General features: G+C 71.0%; 17 protein-coding genes. 9 read left to right on the plus strand and 8 right to left on the minus strand.

All coding sequences use genetic code 11. The features are described from left to right. Window positions 1–35 precede the first annotated feature (35 nt). Window positions 36–953, plus strand: a complete 918-nt coding sequence (locus tag IE237_RS01430; RefSeq protein ID WP_189799933.1) for a 1-aminocyclopropane-1-carboxylate deaminase/D-cysteine desulfhydrase — start codon at window positions 36–38, stop codon at window positions 951–953. On the opposite strand, the gene IE237_RS01435 is transcribed toward IE237_RS01430, so the two are convergent. Further along, entirely contained in the window at window positions 950–2,542 is a 1,593-nt protein-coding gene (locus tag IE237_RS01435) for a Na+/H+ antiporter (protein ID WP_189799934.1), read from the minus strand. The genes IE237_RS01430 and IE237_RS01435 overlap by 4 nt on opposite strands. Window positions 2,543–2,581: 39 nt before the next feature. On the opposite strand from IE237_RS01435, the gene IE237_RS01440 reads away from it, so the two are divergent. From IE237_RS01440 to IE237_RS01450, 3 genes are all read left to right on the plus strand, one after another. Then, the gene (locus tag IE237_RS01440; protein ID WP_189799935.1) at window positions 2,582–2,842 is read left to right on the plus strand and encodes a UBP-type zinc finger domain-containing protein; all 261 of its coding nucleotides are present in this window, start codon (window positions 2,582–2,584) and stop codon (window positions 2,840–2,842) included. A 205-nt stretch (window positions 2,843–3,047) separates the two neighbouring features. Further along, the gene (locus tag IE237_RS01445; RefSeq protein WP_019889334.1) at window positions 3,048–3,461 is read left to right on the plus strand and encodes an ATP-binding protein; all 414 of its coding nucleotides are present in this window, start codon (window positions 3,048–3,050) and stop codon (window positions 3,459–3,461) included. Further along, a complete protein-coding gene (locus tag IE237_RS01450) occupies window positions 3,458–4,483 on the plus strand; it encodes an RNA polymerase sigma factor SigF (RefSeq protein ID WP_189799936.1) in 1,026 nt (341 codons plus the stop codon). Before IE237_RS01445 ends, IE237_RS01450 begins: the two co-directional genes overlap by 4 nt. A 10-nt stretch (window positions 4,484–4,493) precedes the next feature. On the opposite strand, the gene IE237_RS01455 is transcribed toward IE237_RS01450, so the two are convergent. After that, window positions 4,494–4,898 (minus strand): hypothetical protein, encoded by a 405-nt coding sequence (locus IE237_RS01455; RefSeq protein WP_189799937.1) that lies wholly within the window; start codon window positions 4,896–4,898, stop codon window positions 4,494–4,496. 125 nt (window positions 4,899–5,023) lie between these two features. Between IE237_RS01455 and IE237_RS01460 the strand changes: the two genes are divergently transcribed. Together IE237_RS01460 and IE237_RS01465 are read left to right on the plus strand one after the other, a co-directional pair. Further along, window positions 5,024–5,992, plus strand: a complete 969-nt coding sequence (locus IE237_RS01460; RefSeq protein ID WP_189799938.1) for a diacylglycerol/lipid kinase family protein — start codon at window positions 5,024–5,026, stop codon at window positions 5,990–5,992. 317 nt (window positions 5,993–6,309) lie between these two features. Further along, a complete protein-coding gene (locus IE237_RS01465; protein WP_003953983.1) occupies window positions 6,310–6,567 on the plus strand; it encodes a WhiB family transcriptional regulator in 258 nt (85 codons plus the stop codon). Between the two features lie 148 nt (window positions 6,568–6,715). Here IE237_RS01465 and IE237_RS01470 read toward each other — a convergent pair whose 3' ends face one another. Beyond that, on the minus strand, window positions 6,716–8,182 hold the full coding sequence (locus tag IE237_RS01470) for a sensor histidine kinase (protein WP_189799939.1): 1,467 nt from the start codon (window positions 8,180–8,182) through the stop codon (window positions 6,716–6,718). Between the two features lie 401 nt (window positions 8,183–8,583). Further along, window positions 8,584–9,186, minus strand: a complete 603-nt coding sequence (locus IE237_RS01475) for a TetR/AcrR family transcriptional regulator (protein ID WP_189799940.1) — start codon at window positions 9,184–9,186, stop codon at window positions 8,584–8,586. 84 nt (window positions 9,187–9,270) lie between these two features. On the opposite strand from IE237_RS01475, the gene IE237_RS01480 reads away from it, so the two are divergent. Further along, window positions 9,271–10,035, plus strand: a complete 765-nt coding sequence (locus IE237_RS01480; protein ID WP_189799941.1) for an SDR family oxidoreductase — start codon at window positions 9,271–9,273, stop codon at window positions 10,033–10,035. A gap of 183 nt (window positions 10,036–10,218) precedes the next feature. Then, complete coding sequence (gene nagB, locus IE237_RS01485) at window positions 10,219–11,004, plus strand: glucosamine-6-phosphate deaminase (RefSeq protein ID WP_189799942.1); 786 nt, start codon at window positions 10,219–10,221, stop codon at window positions 11,002–11,004. A 61-nt stretch (window positions 11,005–11,065) separates the two neighbouring features. Here nagB and IE237_RS01490 read toward each other — a convergent pair whose 3' ends face one another. The 4 genes from IE237_RS01490 to IE237_RS01505 form a co-directional block, all read right to left on the minus strand. Next, window positions 11,066–12,589, minus strand: a complete 1,524-nt coding sequence (locus IE237_RS01490; protein ID WP_189799943.1) for a glycoside hydrolase family 3 protein — start codon at window positions 12,587–12,589, stop codon at window positions 11,066–11,068. 9 nt (window positions 12,590–12,598) lie between these two features. Beyond that, window positions 12,599–13,435 carry a carbohydrate ABC transporter permease gene (locus IE237_RS01495; RefSeq protein WP_189800646.1) on the minus strand — a complete coding sequence of 279 codons (837 nt, stop codon included), beginning with the start codon at window positions 13,433–13,435 and terminating at the stop codon, window positions 12,599–12,601. A gap of 29 nt (window positions 13,436–13,464) precedes the next feature. Beyond that, entirely contained in the window at window positions 13,465–14,487 is a 1,023-nt protein-coding gene (locus tag IE237_RS01500; protein ID WP_189799944.1) for a carbohydrate ABC transporter permease, read from the minus strand. A gap of 138 nt (window positions 14,488–14,625) precedes the next feature. Further along, the gene (locus IE237_RS01505) at window positions 14,626–15,921 is read right to left on the minus strand and encodes an extracellular solute-binding protein (RefSeq protein ID WP_189799945.1); all 1,296 of its coding nucleotides are present in this window, start codon (window positions 15,919–15,921) and stop codon (window positions 14,626–14,628) included. A gap of 285 nt (window positions 15,922–16,206) precedes the next feature. Between IE237_RS01505 and IE237_RS01510 the strand changes: the two genes are divergently transcribed. Next, window positions 16,207–16,971 (plus strand): GntR family transcriptional regulator, encoded by a 765-nt coding sequence (locus IE237_RS01510; RefSeq protein WP_053649500.1) that lies wholly within the window; start codon window positions 16,207–16,209, stop codon window positions 16,969–16,971. The last annotated feature ends 233 nt before the right edge of the window (window positions 16,972–17,204 follow it).

The raw sequence follows: 17,204 nt of genomic DNA on the forward strand, positions 1-17,204 counted from the left end.
GCGCCGGCCTCCGGAGGGGCGGCGAGAATGACCGGGTGAACGCGTTCGACCTCTCCCGCCTGCGGCCCCGGCTCCCCTCGCCTCTGGAGCCGGTGGAGGACGAGCGCTTCACCCGGCGCGGGCTCACGCTGCTGCTGAAGCGCGAGGACCTCATCCACCCCGACCTGCCCGGCAACAAGTGGCGCAAGCTCGCGCTCAACCTGCGCGAGGCGGCCGGCCGGCCCGTGCTCACCTTCGGCGGCGCGTACTCCAACCACCTGCGGGCGACGGCGGCGGCGGGACGGCTGCTCGGCTTCCCGACGGTCGGGGTGGTCCGCGGCGACGAGCTGGCCGGGCGCCCGCTCAACCCCTCGCTCGCGCGCTGCGCGGCGGACGGGATGCGGCTGGAGTTCGTGGACCGGGCCACGTACCGCGCGAAGGGCGACCCGGCCACGCTCGCGAAGCTCCTGGAACGGGCCCCCGCGGGCGCGTACGTGGTCCCGGAGGGCGGCAGCAACGCGCTCGCCGTCCACGGCTGCGTGGAGCTGGGCCGCGAGCTCGCCGGGGCGGCGGACACGGTCGCGGTCGCCTGCGGCACGGGCGGCACCCTGGCGGGCCTCGCCGCCGGTCTCTCCCCCGGGCAGAGGGCGCTGGGCGTCCCCGTACTCAGGGGCGGCTTCCTCGGCGGGGAGGTCCGCGCCCTCCAGGAGACGGCCTTCGGCGGCCCGCGTGGCGAGTGGAGCCTGGACGAGCGCTTCCACGGCGGGGGCTACGCGCGCGTGCCCCCCGTTCTGGAGGCGTTCGCACAGGACTTCGAGGCGCGGCACGGACTCGCCATCGAGCGGCTGTATGTCGCCAAAATGCTGTACGGCCTGACGGCCCTCGCGGAGGAGGGCGCCTTCCCGGCCGGCACCCGGCTCGCGGCGGTGATCACGGGCGCACCGGACGCCCGGGACACCCCGGACACCCCCTAGTCGGTCTCCCGGAAGGCCGCCGCCTCCTCCAGGTCGAGGCGACGGAGGAGGGTGCGCATCATCTCGTCGTCGATCCGGCGGGCGTCGCGCAGCTGTACGAAGACCTCGCGTTCGGCGTCGATCATCTCGCGCGAGAGGCGGCGGTAGGTGTCGTCCGCGGTCTCCCCGGTGATCGCGTTGACCGCGCCGAGGCGTTCCCACACGGCGTTGCGGCGGCGCTCCATCACCGTGCGCAGCCGGTCGGCGAGGGGCTGCGGCAGGGCGTTGCGCTCGTCGGCGAGGAGTGCGTCGAGGCGTTCCTCGGCGGCCCGGGAGGCCTCGCTCTGGGCCTGCGCCTCGGCCAGGGTCTCGGCGTACCGGTCGCGTCCGGGGAGCTTCAGGAGCCGGATCAGCGGCGGCAGCGTCAGGCCCTGCACCACGAGGGTTCCGATCACGGTGGTGAAGGTGAGGAAGAGGACGAGGTTCCGCGCCGGGAACTCCACCCCGTCGGTGACGACGGGGATGGAGAAGGCGATGGCCAGGGAGACCACGCCGCGCATGCCGGCCCAGCCGACGACGAGCGGCGCCCGCCAGTCCACCTCGGGCTCCCGCTCCCTGATGCCCGAGGACATCCAGCGGGGCAGGAAGGTCGCCGGGTAGACCCAGACGAAGCGGACGACGACCACGGCGACGAAGACACCGACCGCGTACCAGGCCGCCTCGCCCATGCCGTACCGGCCGAGTCCCTTGACGACGTACGGCAACTGGAGGCCGATGAGGGCGAAGACGGCGGACTCCAGGATGAAGGCGACCATCTTCCAGACGGCCTCCTCCTGGAGGCGGGTGGCGAAGTCGACCTTCCAGGCCTTGTGGCCGAGGAAGAGGCCGACCACGACGACGGCGAGCACGCCGGAGGCGCCGACCTCCTCGGCGGCGGCGTACGCGATGAACGGGATGAGCAGGGAGAGGGTGTTCTGGAGCAGGGCCTCGGTCAGGTGGGTGCGGAGCCAGTGGATCGGGACCATCAGGACGAGGCCGACGCCGATGCCGCCGATCGCGGCCAGGGCGAACTCCCACAGGCCGCCGGCCCAGCTGATGCCCTCGCCGACGGCGGCGGCGAGGGCGACCTTGTACGCGGTGATCGCGGTGGCGTCGTTCACGAGGGACTCGCCCTGGAGGATCGTGGTGATCCGGTTCGGCAGGCCGAGGCGGCGGGCGATGGCGGTGGCGGCGACCGCGTCCGGCGGGGCGATCACGGCGCCGAGCACGAGGGCGGCGGTGAGCGGCAGATCGGGCACGAGGACGTACGCGAGCCAGCCCACGGCCACGGTGGCGAAGAGGACGTACCCGACGGAGAGCAGCGCGACGGGCCTGATGTTGGCCCGCAGGTCCAGGTACGAGGACTCGACGGCGGCCGTGTAGAGGAGCGGGGGCAGGATCAGCGGCAGCACGATGTGCGGGTCGAGGGTGTAGTCGGGGACCCCCGGCAGGTACGAGGCGGCGAGGCCCACGGCGACCAGGAGCAGCGGGGCGGGCACCGGGGTCCTGCGGGCGAACCCGGCCACGGCGGCGCTCGCCGCCACCAGTGCCACCAGCTGCAGTGCGTCCATGCCCGACCCCGTCCCGTGCCGCAACGTAACCTGGCCATCATGAGCGAGTGCCCGCACGTAGCCGAAATGCCGCGCCCCGAACCGGTGCCGCTGGCCGACACCTGTCCCGAGTGCCTGGCGGACGGCACGCACCCGGTCCAGCTGCGGCTCTGTCTCAGCTGTGGGCACGTGGGCTGCTGCGACTCCTCGGCGGGACGGCACGCGACGGGCCACTTCTCCTCGACCGGGCACCCGGTGATGCGGACCTTCGAACCGGGCGAGGCCTGGCGTTGGTGCTTCGTCGACGGTTCGATCGTCTGACGGCTGGGTACGTCACCCCTCCGCGGGTTCTCCGCGGCTGCCGGGTCGGGGGCGAGGATTCACCTGGTCTCCAGGGCTCACGGCGACACGGCAGGACGGATCGCGATAGTTTCACGGCGGACCGCGCAGGCTCCCTGCGTACCGCCCGGTTCGGGGGCCTCTCCCCCCGAGCCCCGAATGAGCTTGTGCCACCTTGGAGGTGAGGGTGTCCCAGATCGCAGGCGAGCCCGGGACCCAGGACTTCGTGGAAGTCCGGCTGCCCGCTGCGGGTGCCTATCTGTCCGTGCTGCGTACGGCCACGGCCGGCCTCGCGGCGCGCTTGGACTTCACCCTCGACGAGATCGAGGACTTGCGGATCGCGGTCGACGAGGCCTGCGCCATCCTGCTCCAGCAGGCCGTGCCGGGGTCCGTCCTCAGCTGTGTCTTCCGGCTGGTCGACGACTCCCTCGACGTGACGGTCTCCGCCCCGACGACGGACGGCAGGGCGCCCGAGCGGGACACCTTCGCGTGGACCGTGCTGTCGGCGCTGGCCGGGAAGGTGGAGTCGTCGGTGGCCGATGACCGTACGGTCTCGATCAGCCTGTACAAACAGCGCGGCGCGGGGCCAGGCCCGGCGTGAGGAGCGGGGACGCGACGGCCGGCATCCCTGAGCAGCAGGCGCGGCCGAACAGGGTCGCTACGGAGCAGGCGGACCAGATGAGCGAGCACGAGCAGCACCACGAGGTTCCCGAGACACCAGGAGTCTCCGAGGCCCCCGCGAGTTCCGAGGGCTCCCCCGAGGCTCCCGAGGCGCGTACGCCCGACGAGGCCGAGGCGGCCGCGGCGGCGGAGAAGGCCGAGGAGGAGGACGACGACGAGGGCCCGGACGCCCCCGCCGTCCCGGACCCGCACGACCGGAGCGGCGCCCGCGCCCTCTTCGTCCAGCTGCGCGAGCTGCCCGAGGGCTCCCCGGAGAAGGCCGAGCTCCGCAACCGGCTGGTGCGCATGCACCTGCCGCTGGTGGAGCACCTGGCCCGGCGCTTCCGCAACCGCGGCGAGCCGCTGGACGACCTCACGCAGGTGGCGACGATCGGCCTGATCAAGTCGGTCGACCGGTTCGACCCGGAGCGCGGGGTGGAGTTCTCCACGTACGCGACGCCGACGGTCGTCGGCGAGATCAAGCGCCACTTCCGTGACAAGGGGTGGGCGGTCCGGGTGCCGCGCCGGCTCCAGGAGCTGCGGCTCTCGCTGACCACGGCGACGGCGGAGCTCTCGCAGCAGCACGGCCGCTCACCGACCGTGCACGAGCTGGCGGAGCGGCTGGGGATCTCCGAGGAGGAGGTCCTGGAGGGTCTGGAGTCGGCCAACGCCTACTCGACGCTCTCCCTGGACGTCCCGGACACGGACGACGAGTCGCCGGCGGTGGCGGACACGCTGGGCGCGGAGGACGAGGCCCTGGAGGGGGTCGAGTACCGCGAGTCGCTCAAGCCGCTCCTGGAGGACCTGCCGCCCCGGGAGAAGCGGATCCTGCTGCTCCGTTTCTTCGGGAACATGACCCAGTCGCAGATCGCGCAGGAGGTGGGCATCTCGCAGATGCACGTCTCCCGGCTGCTGGCTCGGACCCTGGCGTCGCTTCGGGAGAAGCTTCTGGTGGAGGAGTAGTCCCTCGGGCCTACTGGCCGGGGCGCCGGATGCCGAGCGCCTCGGTCGTGGCCGGGTTCACCAGGAGCACGAGCCCGGTCACGGCGAGCACGGCGAGGGCGATCCCGAAGGGGATCACGCCGTCGGTCTGGAGCATCTGCCAGGCGACCGGCAGGGCGAGGATCTGGGTGATCACGGCCGGGCCTCGACTCCAGGAGCGCATCGTCCACAGGCCGCGGGCGGCGGCGAGCGGGATCAGTCCGAGTGCGATCACGGTCACACCGCCCGTCACCCCGCTGGTGACGTCGCCGCCGTCGGCCAGGGTCCGCACCAGCATGTAGACGCCCCCGGCGAGCAGCCCGAGGGCCTCGACGAGAGCCACGCCCGCGGCTGCGGCCAGGCGGGCGGGGCGGGGGGTCTGCTCCGTACTGCTCATGAAAGGCAGCGTAACGGGGACGCCGGGGGAACCGGGGCCGGGCCCCGGACCGGGGGTCCCGTCGGAGGTGTCCGGGGATCGGGCTGGGCTGGGCCCGGTACCGCCGGGTAGGTACGCTGGCGGTCATGCGCGCACTTCTCGTGGTCAATCCGGCAGCCACCACCACCAGTGCCCGCACCCGTGACGTGCTCATCCACGCGCTGGCCAGCGAGATGAAGCTGGAGGCGGTCACCACCGAGTACCGGGGGCACGCGCGCGACCTGGGCCGGCGGGCCGCCGAGGCCGGCAACATCGACCTGGTCGTGGCCCTCGGCGGGGACGGCACGGTGAACGAGGTCGTCAACGGACTGCTGCACGGCGGCCCCGATCCGGACCGGCTGCCGAGCCTCGCGGTCGTCCCCGGCGGTTCGACGAACGTCTTCACCCGCGCCCTCGGACTGCCGAACGACGCCGTGGAGGCGACCGGCGCCCTGCTCGACGCGCTGCGTGAGCGGCGGACACGGACGGTGAGCCTCGGCCTCGCGTCCGGGACACCCGGCACCGAGGACGAATCGGTGCCGGAACGATGGTTCACGTTCTGTGCCGGACTCGGTTTCGACGCGAGCGTCATCGGCCGGGTCGAACAGCAGCGCGAGCGCGGGAAGCGGTCGACGCACGCCCTCTATCTGCGCCAGGTGGTGCGCCAGTTCCTGGAGGAGCCGCACCGCCGGCACGGCACGATCACCCTGGAGCGCCCCGGCGCCGAGCCGGTCGAGGACCTGGTCCTCTCCATAATCTGCAACACCTCCCCCTGGACCTACCTGGGCAATCGTCCGGTGTACGCGTCCCCGGAGGCGTCCTTCGAGACCGCGCTCGACGTGCTCGGACTGCGCCGGCTCTCCACTCCGGCGGTGGCCCGTTACGGCACCCAGCTGCTCACCTCGACCCCGGAGCGGGGTCCGCGCGGCAAGCATGCCGTGTCTCTGCACGACCTGACCGACTTCACCTTGCATTCGAAGGTTCCCCTCCCCCTGCAGATGGACGGCGACCACCTCGGGCTGCGTACGAGCGTGACGTTCACAGGCGTACGCCGTGCACTGCGTGTGATTGTGTGAGCGGAAGGGCCCAAAGTCCTTTCACTCGAACGTTTAGGCGCGCATCCACCCCTAAGAAGTACGGCTGTGACCTAGCCGACACCGAGGAATCAAAAAAAACTTTCCGGAAGGGGTTGTATCCGCCCCTGGGGTTTGGGAGTCTCTTCTTGGCGATCGGGACGGCCCGCAACACCGGCCTCCACTGAGAGCCAGAACCCCTCCTCAGCACAAGGACCACACCAGTTCACCTGGCAGTCGGCCCTTCCCTTGCGGAGGGATTCGTGAAAGCGTTCACATTCACAAGCAACTCGCACGTAACACTGAGAGAGGTAGCAGCCATGGACTGGCGTCACAACGCCGTTTGTCGTGAGGAAGACCCCGAGCTGTTCTTCCCCATCGGCAACACCGGTCCTGCGCTGCTGCAGATCGAGGAAGCCAAGGCCGTCTGCCGCCGCTGCCCCGTCATGGAGCAGTGCCTGCAGTGGGCGCTCGAGTCCGGCCAGGACTCCGGCGTCTGGGGTGGCCTCAGCGAGGACGAGCGCCGCGCGATGAAGCGCCGTGCCGCTCGCAACCGGGCGCGTAACGCCAGCGCCTGAGCCACCTGCACAGCCTGAGGCAAGCGGCGCGTACACCGCGTACGCAATCACCGCCCCCGAGCCGCAGCGCGCAGCAGTAACCCACAGCATTCGAGCCCCGGACCGATCTCCTTCGGTCCGGGGCTCGCTGCTGTGCTGCCTCAGCCCGTCACTTCTGCGGCTGTACGGGGATGTCGAGGACCACCTTCGTGCCGCGCTCGGCGCCGGGCAGCATGTCGAAGGAACCGCCCAACTCCCCTTCCACCAGGGTCCGTACGATCTGCAGGCCGAGGTTGCCGGCCCGCTGCGGGTCGAAGCCCTCGGGCAGGCCGCGGCCGTCGTCCTGGACCGTGATCAGGAGCCGGGCGTCCGCACGGGTCTCGCCGCGGACGGCGCTGACCTCGACGGTGCCCTGCTCACCCTGAGCGAAGGCGTGTTCGAGCGCGTTCTGCAGGACCTCGGTGAGGACCATGGAGAGCGGGGTGGCGACCTCGGCGTCGAGGATGCCGAAGCGGCCGTTGCGCCGGCAGGTGACCTTGCCCGGGGAGATCTCGGCGACCATCGCGATGACCCGGTCGGCGATCTCGTCGAACTCCACGCGCTCGTCCAGGTTCTGGGACAGCGTCTCATGGACGATGGCGATCGAACCGACGCGCCGCACAGCCTCGTTGAGGGCCTCGCGGCCACCCTCGGAGTCCATCCGCCGGGCCTGGAGGCGGAGCAGGGCGGCCACCGTCTGGAGGTTGTTCTTCACCCGGTGGTGGATCTCCCGGATGGTGGCGTCCTTGGTGATCAACTCGCGCTCGCGGCGGCGCAGTTCGGTGACGTCCCGGAGCAGCACGAGCGAACCGATGCGGGTGCCCTTGGGCTTGAGCGGGATCGCCCGCAGCTGGATCACCCCGCCGTTGCCCTCCACCTCGAACTCCCGGGGCGCGTAGCCGGAGGCGAGTTTGACCAGGGCCTCGTCCACCGGGCCCCGGGAGGGGGCGAGTTCGGAGGTGATCTGGCCGAGGTCCTGGCCGACCAGGTCGGCGGCGAGGCCGAGCCGGTGGTACGCGGAGAGCGCGTTCGGCGAGGCGTACTGGACGACACCCTCGGCGTCGAGGCGCACGAGACCGTCGCCGGCGCGGGGCGAGGAGTCCATGTCGACCTGCTCGCCGGGGAAGGGGAACGTTCCGGCGGCGATCATCTGCGCGAGGTCGGAGGCCGACTGCAGATAGGTGAGCTCCAGCCGGGAGGGGGTGCGGACGGTCAGCAGGTTGGTGTTGCGGGCGATGACGCCGAGGACCCGGCCCTCGCGGCGCACGGGGATGGACTCGACCCGGACGGGGACCTCCTCGCGCCACTCGGGGTCGCCCTCGCGGACGATCCGGCCCTCGTCGAGGGCGGCGTCGAGCAGCGGACGGCGCCCGCGCGGGACCAGATGGCCGACCATGTCGTCCTGGTAGGAGGTGGGGCCGGTGTTGGGCCGCATCTGGGCGACGGAGACATACCGCGTGCCGTCGAGGGTGGGGACCCAGAGCACGAGGTCGGCGAAGGAGAGGTCGGAGAGCAGCTGCCACTCCGACACCAGCAGGTGGAGCCACTCGAGGTCGGAGTCGCTCAGGGCGGTGTGCTGGCGGACGAGGTCGTTCATGGAGGGCACGGTGCGAGCGTACCTGCGGAATTACAGGGGCGGTGAACCTGGATCTCCGGGGCTCCGTGTTGGAGGATGGGCCGGGAAACACCGCGTTCCTGTGGATGGACAGACAAGAATGGTCTAGTCCACAATGAATGAACCGAGCCTCCATCCTCCCCGCACAGGAGGATGGACGAGGTACCCGGCGCTCTCTGCCCTGACTGCGCCGAGACCTCCCACACGGCCGTGGGACCGCACACCCCCGGCCGAGCAACTCCGGGCTGCGGTGCCGGGCGGGCTGAGGGTCCCGCCAGGCGCCGCGGCCCGCGGGTGCCGCTCCCCCGCTCAGCACCCCTCTCTCCTCGCGCCCCCTTCGCGCTCCCCGCCTTCGCCGCTCCCCGCCTTCGCCGCTCCCGGTCTCAGTCCACCGCCTCCGGCCAGGCCCGCATCGCCGCCTCGGCCACCGCCGCCAGCTCCTCCGCCGTCGCCCCGTCGCGGGCCTGCTGGGACATGCCCTGGAGGACGGCACCGCTGAAGCGGGCGAGCACGCGGGGGTCGGTGCCGGCCGGCAGCCCGCCCGACTCGACGTCGCGGCGGATGCGGTCCTCGAACGACGCCAGGTTCGCGTTCCTGCGGTCGCGCAGGGCCTCCTCGACCTCCGGGGTCGAGCAGTTGATCGCGGCGGAGATCATCAGGCAGCCGCGGGGGTGCCCCGGCTCCGTGAAGTGGTGGGCGGCCTCGCGCAGCATGCGCCCGATGGCACCCCGGGCCGTCGCCTCCTCGGCGAAGGCCCTGCCCCCATAGGCGCCGTACGACAGCGCGTACGCCTCGACGACCTCCTCGAACAGCGTCTTCTTGTCACCGAAGGCGGCGTAGAGGCTGGGGGCGCTGATGCCCATGACCCGGGTGAGGTCGGAGACGGAGGTCGTCTCGTAGCCGTGCTCCCAGAAGGCCATCGTCGCCTGCTCCAGGGCCGTGAGCCGGTCGAAGGAGCGGGGGCGGCCGCGCTGTCTCGTCACCATGGAGTGAATTCTATAGCGCTCGCTACGAATCGTGGGGTACGGTCTTTACGTAACGACCGCTACAGAAGTGAGGGGGGCGTCGCCATGGGCGTGCTCGACGGAAGGCTGGCCGGGAAGACGGCACTGGTCACGGGCGGCAGCCGGGGCATCGGACGGGGGATCGCCGAGCGGCTCGGCCGCGAGGGCGCCCGGGTCGGGGTGCACTACGGGACGAACGAGGCCGCGGCGAAGGACACGGTCGCCGCGATCGAGGCGGCCGGCGGCTCCGCCTTCGCGGTGGGCCAGGAGCTGGGGGTGCCGGGGGACGCGGCGGAGCTGTGGCGGGCCTTCGACGCCCACGCGGACGGCCTGGACATCCTGGTGAACAACGCGGGGATCGGGACCTCGCAGCCGTTCGCGACGATCGGCGACGAGGAGTACGACCGGATCTTCGCGGTCAACACGAAGGCGCCCTTCTTCCTGGCGCAGCTGGGCGCGGAGCGCCTGCGGGACGGCGGCCGCATCATCAACGTCTCGACCGGGCTGAGCCGGGCGGCGGCGATGCCGGACCTGATCGCGTACGCGATGTCGAAGGGCGCCCTCGACGTCTTCACCCGCTATCTGTCGAAGGTGCTCGGTCCGCGCGGGATCACGGTCAACGCGGTGGCGCCGGGGATCGTCGACACCGACATCAACGCCGCCTGGCTCCGGGGGAACGAGGAGGCCTGGGCCGGGGCGGCGGCGATGGCGGCGCTGGGCGGGGTCGGGACGCCGCCGGAGATAGCGGACGTGGTGGCCTTCCTGGCCTCCGAGGACGCGCGCTGGGTGACGGGCGACTGGATCGACGCGACGGGAGGCTCGCTGACCTGAGCCCGGACGGTCCGGAGTGGGGTTCGAGTGGCTGGTGGAGCGGGCGCGGCCGACGATGGATGCGGCGCCGTCCGCGGGGCGGAACGGCATGAGGGGAAGGCCTCCCCTCTGCTAGATTTGGACTTAGATTGGTCTATACCACACGGTCCTTCAGCAGCCCCTCACCAGATCGGCAGGCACAGCGTGGAAGTTGTCATCGTCAAGGACGCCAAGGCCGGCGGCGAGCTCATCGCGGACGGCATCGCCGACCTCCTGCGCCGCAAGCCCGACGCGCTGCTCGGCGTGGCCACGGGCTCGACCCCGATCCCGATCTACGACGCCCTTGTCGCCCAGGTCTCCGCCGGTGCCGTGGACGCCTCCCGGGCGCGGATCGCCCAGCTGGACGAGTACGTCGGCCTGCCCGCGGGGCACCCGGAGTCGTACCGCTCCACCGTGCTCCGGCAGGTCGTCGAGCCGCTCGGGCTCTCCCCCGAGGCGTTCATGGGCCCCGACGGCTCCGCCGAGGACGTCCTGGCGGCGTGCGAGGCGTACGACACGGCGCTGGCCGAGGCCGGTGGTGTGGACCTGCAGATCCTCGGCATCGGCACCGACGGGCACATCGGCTTCAACGAGCCGTGCTCCTCGCTCGCCTCCCGCACCCGGATCAAGACGCTCACCGAGCAGACCCGCGTGGACAACGCCCGCTTCTTCGACAACGACATCGAGCAGGTGCCGCACCACGTCATCACCCAGGGCATCGGCACCATCCTGGAGGCCCGTCACCTGGTGCTGCTCGCCACCGGCGAGGGCAAGGCCGAGGCCGTGGCGCAGACCGTCGAGGGCCCGGTCGCGGCGCTCGTGCCGGCCTCCGCGCTCCAGCTGCACCCGCACGCCACGGTCGTCGTGGACGAGGCGGCCGCCTCCAAGCTGAAGCTCGCGGACTACTTCCGCCACACGTTCGCGAACAAGCCCGCCTGGCAGGGCATCTAGGACCACGTGCGAAGGGGCCCGGCACCTGGTTCAGGTGCCGGGCCCCTTCGCGTACGTCCCGTCAGGCGCCGGTGCCGACCACGGCCTCGGCGGCCGCGCGGCCGCAGACCCGGGCCGCGCCGTGCGTGGCGATGTGCAGGGCCCCGCGGGGCTCCGCCTCGTTGAGGCCCATCTCGACCACGACCGTGTCGGGGCGGGCCGCGAGGAGGCCGTCCAGGGCCTCGGTCATCCACGGGTGCCGGTGGGCGTCCCGTACGACCGCCACGATCCGCCGCTCCCCCGCGGCTGCCAGGACGGCGTCCACGGACGGCTCGTCGTACGAGCCGGTCTCCGTGCCGGGCAGCAGCCGCTGCAGCTCGGCCGCGATGCCCCAGGGCGTCTCGTCGCCGACCGCGAAGTTCGCGACCGGGGTGAAGGAGGCCACGTAGGGAGCGTCGGTCACCGGCGTGTGGGGGTGCTGCCCCCGGGTCACCCTGAGGGCCCGGCGGGCCGCCACGAGTCCGATGTCGGCGCCGGGCGCGGTCCCCTCCTGCACTGCCGCGCCCGGCACCGATCCAGCCCCCCTGGCCCGGTGCGCCTGGGTCCAGGCCGCCAGGGCGCGCACGCGCGCCGCGGCGTCGGCCAGCCGCTCCTCGGGCAGTTCACCGGTCCGTACCGCGGTGACGAGCGCGTCGCGCAGCCGCAGCACGGTGTCCTCGTCGCACAGCCCGCCGCCGACGCAGATGGCGTCGGCGCCCGCGGCGATCGCGAGGACCGATCCGCGCTCGATTCCGTACGTCGCCGCGACGGCCTGCATCTCCATGCCGTCGGTGACGATCAGCCCCTCGAAGCCCAGCTCCTGGCGCAGCAGTCCGGTGAGGATCTGCGGGCTCAGGGTGGCCGGACGGTGGGGGTCGAGCGCGGAGAGCAGAATATGCGCGCTCATGACCGCTTTGGTACCCGCGGCGACGGCCGCGCGGAAAGGTACCAGCTCACGGGCGTGCAGTGTGGCGAGGTCCACATCGATCCGGGGCAGCGCGTCGTGGGAATCCACGTTGGTGTCGCCGTGTCCGGGGAAGTGCTTCGTGCAGGCCGCGACCCCGACGCCCTGGAGGCCGTCGACGTACGCCACGGTGTGCCGGGCGACCAGGTCCGGGTCCGGTCCGAAGGAACGGACGCCGATGACCGGGTTCTCCGCGTTGGAGTTGACGTCCGCCGAGGGCGCCCAGTTCAGGTCGACGCCGCACTGCACGAGCCGGCGGCCGAGCTCGCGGGCGACGGCCCGGGTGAGCTCGACGTCGTCGACGCTGCCCAGCGCGTAGTTGCCGGGGAAGGACGAGCCCTGCTTGACCTCCAGGCGGGTGACGTCCCCGCCCTCCTCGTCGATGGCGACGAGGACGTCGTCCCGCTCGGCGCGCAGCTGCGCGGTGAGCGCGGCGAGCTGCTCGGGGGCGACGATGTTCCGGCCGAACAGGCCGACCGAGGACAGGCCCTCGCCGATGCGGCGGAGCAGCCAGTCGGGGGCGGTGGTGCCGACGAAGCCGGGCTGGAGGACCGTGAGCGCGTCACGGGTCAGGGTGTCCGAGCCGTGTACGAGTGTGGTCATGGGGGTCCGTTATCCCTTCACCGCGCCGGCGGTCATGCCGCCGACGGCCTTGCGCTGGAGGAAGAGGAAGACGACGAGCACGGGGAGGGCGAAGAGCGTGGAGGCGGCCATGGTGGCGCCCCAGTCGCTGCCGAACGCGGTCTGGAACTGGGTCAGCCAGAGCGTCAGGGTCTGCGACTCCTTGTCCTTGTTCAGCATGAGGATCATGGCGAACTCGTTCCAGGCGGTGATGAAGCCGAAGAGCGAGGTCGACATGAGGCCGGGGGCGAGCAGCGGGAAGATCACCTTGCGGAACGCCTGGCCCCGGGTGCAGCCGTCGATCTGCGCGGCCTCCTCCAGCTCGACCGGGACGGCGGCGATGAAGCCGCGGAGGGTCCAGATCGTGAAGGGGAGGACCATGACGAAATAGATCAGCGTGAGCATCGGGATGCTGTTCAGCAGGTCGTTCTCACGGGAGATCATGTACATCGCGATGACCATGACCTCCCAGGGGGCCATCTGCGCCATCATCACGATGAGGACGATGCCCTTGCGTCCCTTGAACTTGAGACGGGCGATCGCGAAGCTCGCGGCCAGGGCGACGACCAGGGCCAGCAGCACGGCGCCGATGGTGACGGTGAGGCTGTTGGTGACGTACGTCCAGAAGAGGTCGACGCCGGTCGCGGTCTTGTAGTTCTCGAAGGTCGGCGTGAAGACGAAGACCGGGTCCTTCGTCATGATCTCGTGCTGCGGCTTCAGCGAGGACGAGAACATCCAGTAGACCGGGAAGACGAACACGACCGCGAGGACGAGGGCGCCGAGGTTCTTGGCGACCGCCGCGACGGTGAGCGGCTTCCTGGTGCGCAGCTTCTGCGGAGTCGGGGTGGTGGCGGCGCTCACAGCTCCTCCTCCTCCTTCAGGATCAGGCGGAAGTAGAAGGACATGACCGCGATGAGCATCACGATCGTCAGGATGGAGATGGCGGCGGCGACACCGTAGTGGAACTGTCCGACGCCCTCGATGTAGGCGAAGACCGGGAGCGTCTCGGAACCGCGGTCGGGACCACCCAGGTTCATGGCGTAGACCTGGGCGAACGCCTTGAAGATCCAGATGATCTCCAGGAACGTCGTGATCATGAAGAAGGACCGGAGGTTCGGGAAGACGACGGCCCAGAAGGTGCGCCAGCCGCTGGCGCCGTCCATCTTCGCGGCCTCGTACAGCTCGGACCCGATGGTGGTCAGGCCGGCGTACATGTTGAGGGCGACGAACGGTACGGAGCCCCAGACCAGCAGGATCAGGACGATGACCAGGGTGGAGAAGCCGGTCTCGAACCAGTTGTGCTGGTCGTAGCCGGAGAAGCCCAGCGTGCGCATCAGCCAGTTCACGACGCCGAACTGCTCGTCGAAGAGCCAGCGGAAGACCGTGACGGAGGCGACGATCGGCATGGCCCAGGCGAACATCAGGGCCAGCGAGAGGACCAGTCGCATCTTCTTGCCGAGGCGGTTGAGCAGCAGGCCGATGCCCGTGCCGATCGCCATGATGAGGGCGACGTTGACGGCCGTGAAGACGACGCTTCGGACGACGACGGTCCAGAAGTCGGAGTCACCGAGGAGCTCGGTGTAGTTGTCGAAGCCGGTCCAGACCGTCTCGCGGGTGATGAATTCCTTCCGGTTGAGCTGCTGGAAGGAGAGGATCACGTTGCGGATCAGCGGGTAGAGCAGCAGCACCGCCATGGACAGCAGGGCGGGCGCGACGAGCAGGTAGGGCAGCACCCCGCTGGGCAGGGAGCGCCTGCCGCGTGGAGGCTGAAGGACTTCCTTCGGGCCCGGAGAGGGTGGCGGAGTCTGAGACTTCCCTGCCGCCCTCCCGGGCGCGTCCTGGGGACCGGCGGTCGCCGTCCCCTGGGAGTCCACGGTCATGGTCTTATTCCTCGCGGTTCTGGGGCTCCCGCGCCCACCGGGGCACGGCCCGGGGGAGCGGGCCGCTGATCACTGCATCGCTGCAACGCGCCGGTGGTGCGGCCGGTGCGACACCGGCCGCACCACCGGGGCTACGGATTACTGCTGGTTGATGCGCTCGTTGATGACCTTGTCGGCCGCCTCGCCGGCCTTCTTGGCGTCCTCACCCTTCAGGACCTTGGTCATGTAGTCCTTGATCGGGTTCGGGGCGGTCTCGACGTTGGCCCAGCCCGGGGTGACCGGGGTGACCTTGCCGGAGGCGGAGGAGAGCGCCATGGCCTCGGCGAAGGAGCCCGCGGCCGGCTTGAACTGCGCGGCGTCGGTGTTCGGAAGCAGCGCGCCCTCGGTGGCGGCGGCGTACTTCGTCATGAACTCCTTGCCGGCGGCGAGGGCCAGCCACTCCTTCGCGAGGTCCTTGTTCTGGGAGCGCTCGGCGATGGCGAGGTTCGAGCCGCCGAGGAAGACGGAGCCCGGCTTGTCGGCGGTCTTGCCCGGGATCGGGAAGTAGCCGAAGTCGGCGGTCTTGCCGGCCTTCTTCATGGCGTCGATCGCGCCGCCGGCCTCCCAGCCGAGACCGATCCAGGACGAGACGCCGCCCTTGGGGATGATGTCGGTGGACTGCTGCGGGGTCGCCTCGTCCTTGTCCTTCGGAGCGGTGGAGTAGGACGCCAGCTCCTTGTAGAAGTTCATGGCGCTGACGGCCTCGGGGGAGGACAGGTTGCCCTTCCACTTGTCGCCGTCCTTGACCGCGAGGTCGCTGCCCTCGTCCCAGATGAGGCCGGCGAGCACGTACCAGGACTGACCCGGCAGGTAGATCGCCTGCGACTTCGGGTCGGAGGCCTTGAGCTTCTTCAGGCCGTCGATCCACTCGGCGCGGGTCTTCGGCGGGGTGACGCCGGCCTTCTTGAACGCGGCCTTGTCGTAGACGACGACGCGGTTGGCGGCGTACCACGGGGCGGAGTAGAGCTTGCCGTCCAGCTCGTTGGAGGCGACCATGCCCTTGTTCCAGGCGTCGTAGCCGAGCTTGGCCTTGTCGCCCGACAGGTCGGCGAGACCGCCGGTGACCGCGTAGCCCGCGGTCTGCGTGTTGCCGAGCTCCAGGACGTCCGGCGGGGTGTCCTCGGAGAGGGCGGTGGTGACCTTCTCCTGGATGCCGTTCCAGATCTGCTTCTCGACCTTGACCTTGACGCCCGGGTGCTTGGCCTCGAAGGCCTTGTTCACCTCGGCCATCCAGGCGTCCGGCGCGGAACCGTCCATGACCCAGACGGTCAGGGTCTTGTCGCCGCCGGCCGTGGCCTTGCCGCCGTCCTTGCCGCTGTCGCTGTCCGAACCACACGCAGCGATGGAGACCATCATGCCCGCGACGCCGATCGCCGCGATGAGCTTGCGCTTCACGCCACCCTCCTCAGGGATGCCTGCAACCCCTGCCCACCGCGCGAAGACATACGTCGGGTAGTGCTCGTGGGGCTGGGACCTGGTCTTTAATGGTTTAGACCAGTACCCGGAGCTTGGCCTAGACCTTTAGGGGTGTCAAGGGTGTATAAGAAGGGCAGTCGCGTCCGTTATCGGACCGACACCTGAGGGAGGGCGACGACCCGTGACCGGTCCGTGCCACCATGTGAGCCGCGACAGACGGAGGAGCCGGTGACGGCAGCAGCACAGGAGTCGGGAAGGCAGGCCATGGCCACGGACGCGGGCAGTACGGAGACAGAGAGCGGGACACCGACCCGCACCGCGCGCGTGCCCAAGTACTACCGACTGAAGCGGCACCTGCTCGACATGACGGAGACCCTGCCGCCCGGCACGCCGGTCCCGCCGGAGCGGACGCTCGCCGCCGAGTTCGACACCTCGCGCACCACCGTGCGCCAGGCACTCCAGGAACTGGTCGTCGAGGGCCGCCTGGAGCGCATCCAGGGCAAGGGCACCTTCGTGGCCAAGCCCAAGGTCTCGCAGGCCCTGCAGCTCACCTCGTACACGGAGGACATGCGGGCCCAGGGCCTGGAGCCCACCTCGCAGCTCCTCGACATCGGGTACGTCACGGCCGACGACACCCTCGCCGGACTGCTCGACATCTCGGCCGGCGGCCGGGTGCTCCGCATCGAGCGCCTGCGCCTCGCGAGCGGCGAGCCGATGGCGATCGAGACCACGCATCTGTCGGCGAAGCGCTTCCCGGCCCTGCGCCGCTCGCTCGTGAAGTACACCTCGCTGTACACGGCGCTCGCCGAGGTCTACGACGTGCACCTCGCCGAGGCCGAGGAGACCATCGAGACCTCCCTCGCCACCCCGCGCGAGGCCGGACTGCTCGGCACGGACGTGGGCCTGCCGATGCTGATGCTCTCCCGCCACTCCCTGGACGCCCAGGGTGAGCCGGTGGAGTGGGTCCGGTCCGTCTACCGCGGCGACCGGTACAAGTTCGTGGCGCGCCTCAAGCGCCCCAACGGCTGAGCCTCACGTACGGCACGGACGGCCGCACCTCGGCGGGGGGTGCGGCCGTCCGGCGTTTCCGGGACGGCGCGCGACGGGCGGGCGACTCCGTGACGGTGTGCGACGGGCCGGGGCGCGACGGGACGGTGCGCGACGGGACGGTGCGCGACGGGCCGGTGCGCGACGGGCCGGGGCGATTCCGGGGGCCGTACGGAGAGGTGACGGGCCCCCGGCACCTTCCGCCTGGCAGGAAC

Source organism: Streptomyces tanashiensis (assembly GCF_014648895.1).
GTDB lineage: Bacteria > Actinomycetota > Actinomycetes > Streptomycetales > Streptomycetaceae > Streptomyces > Streptomyces tanashiensis.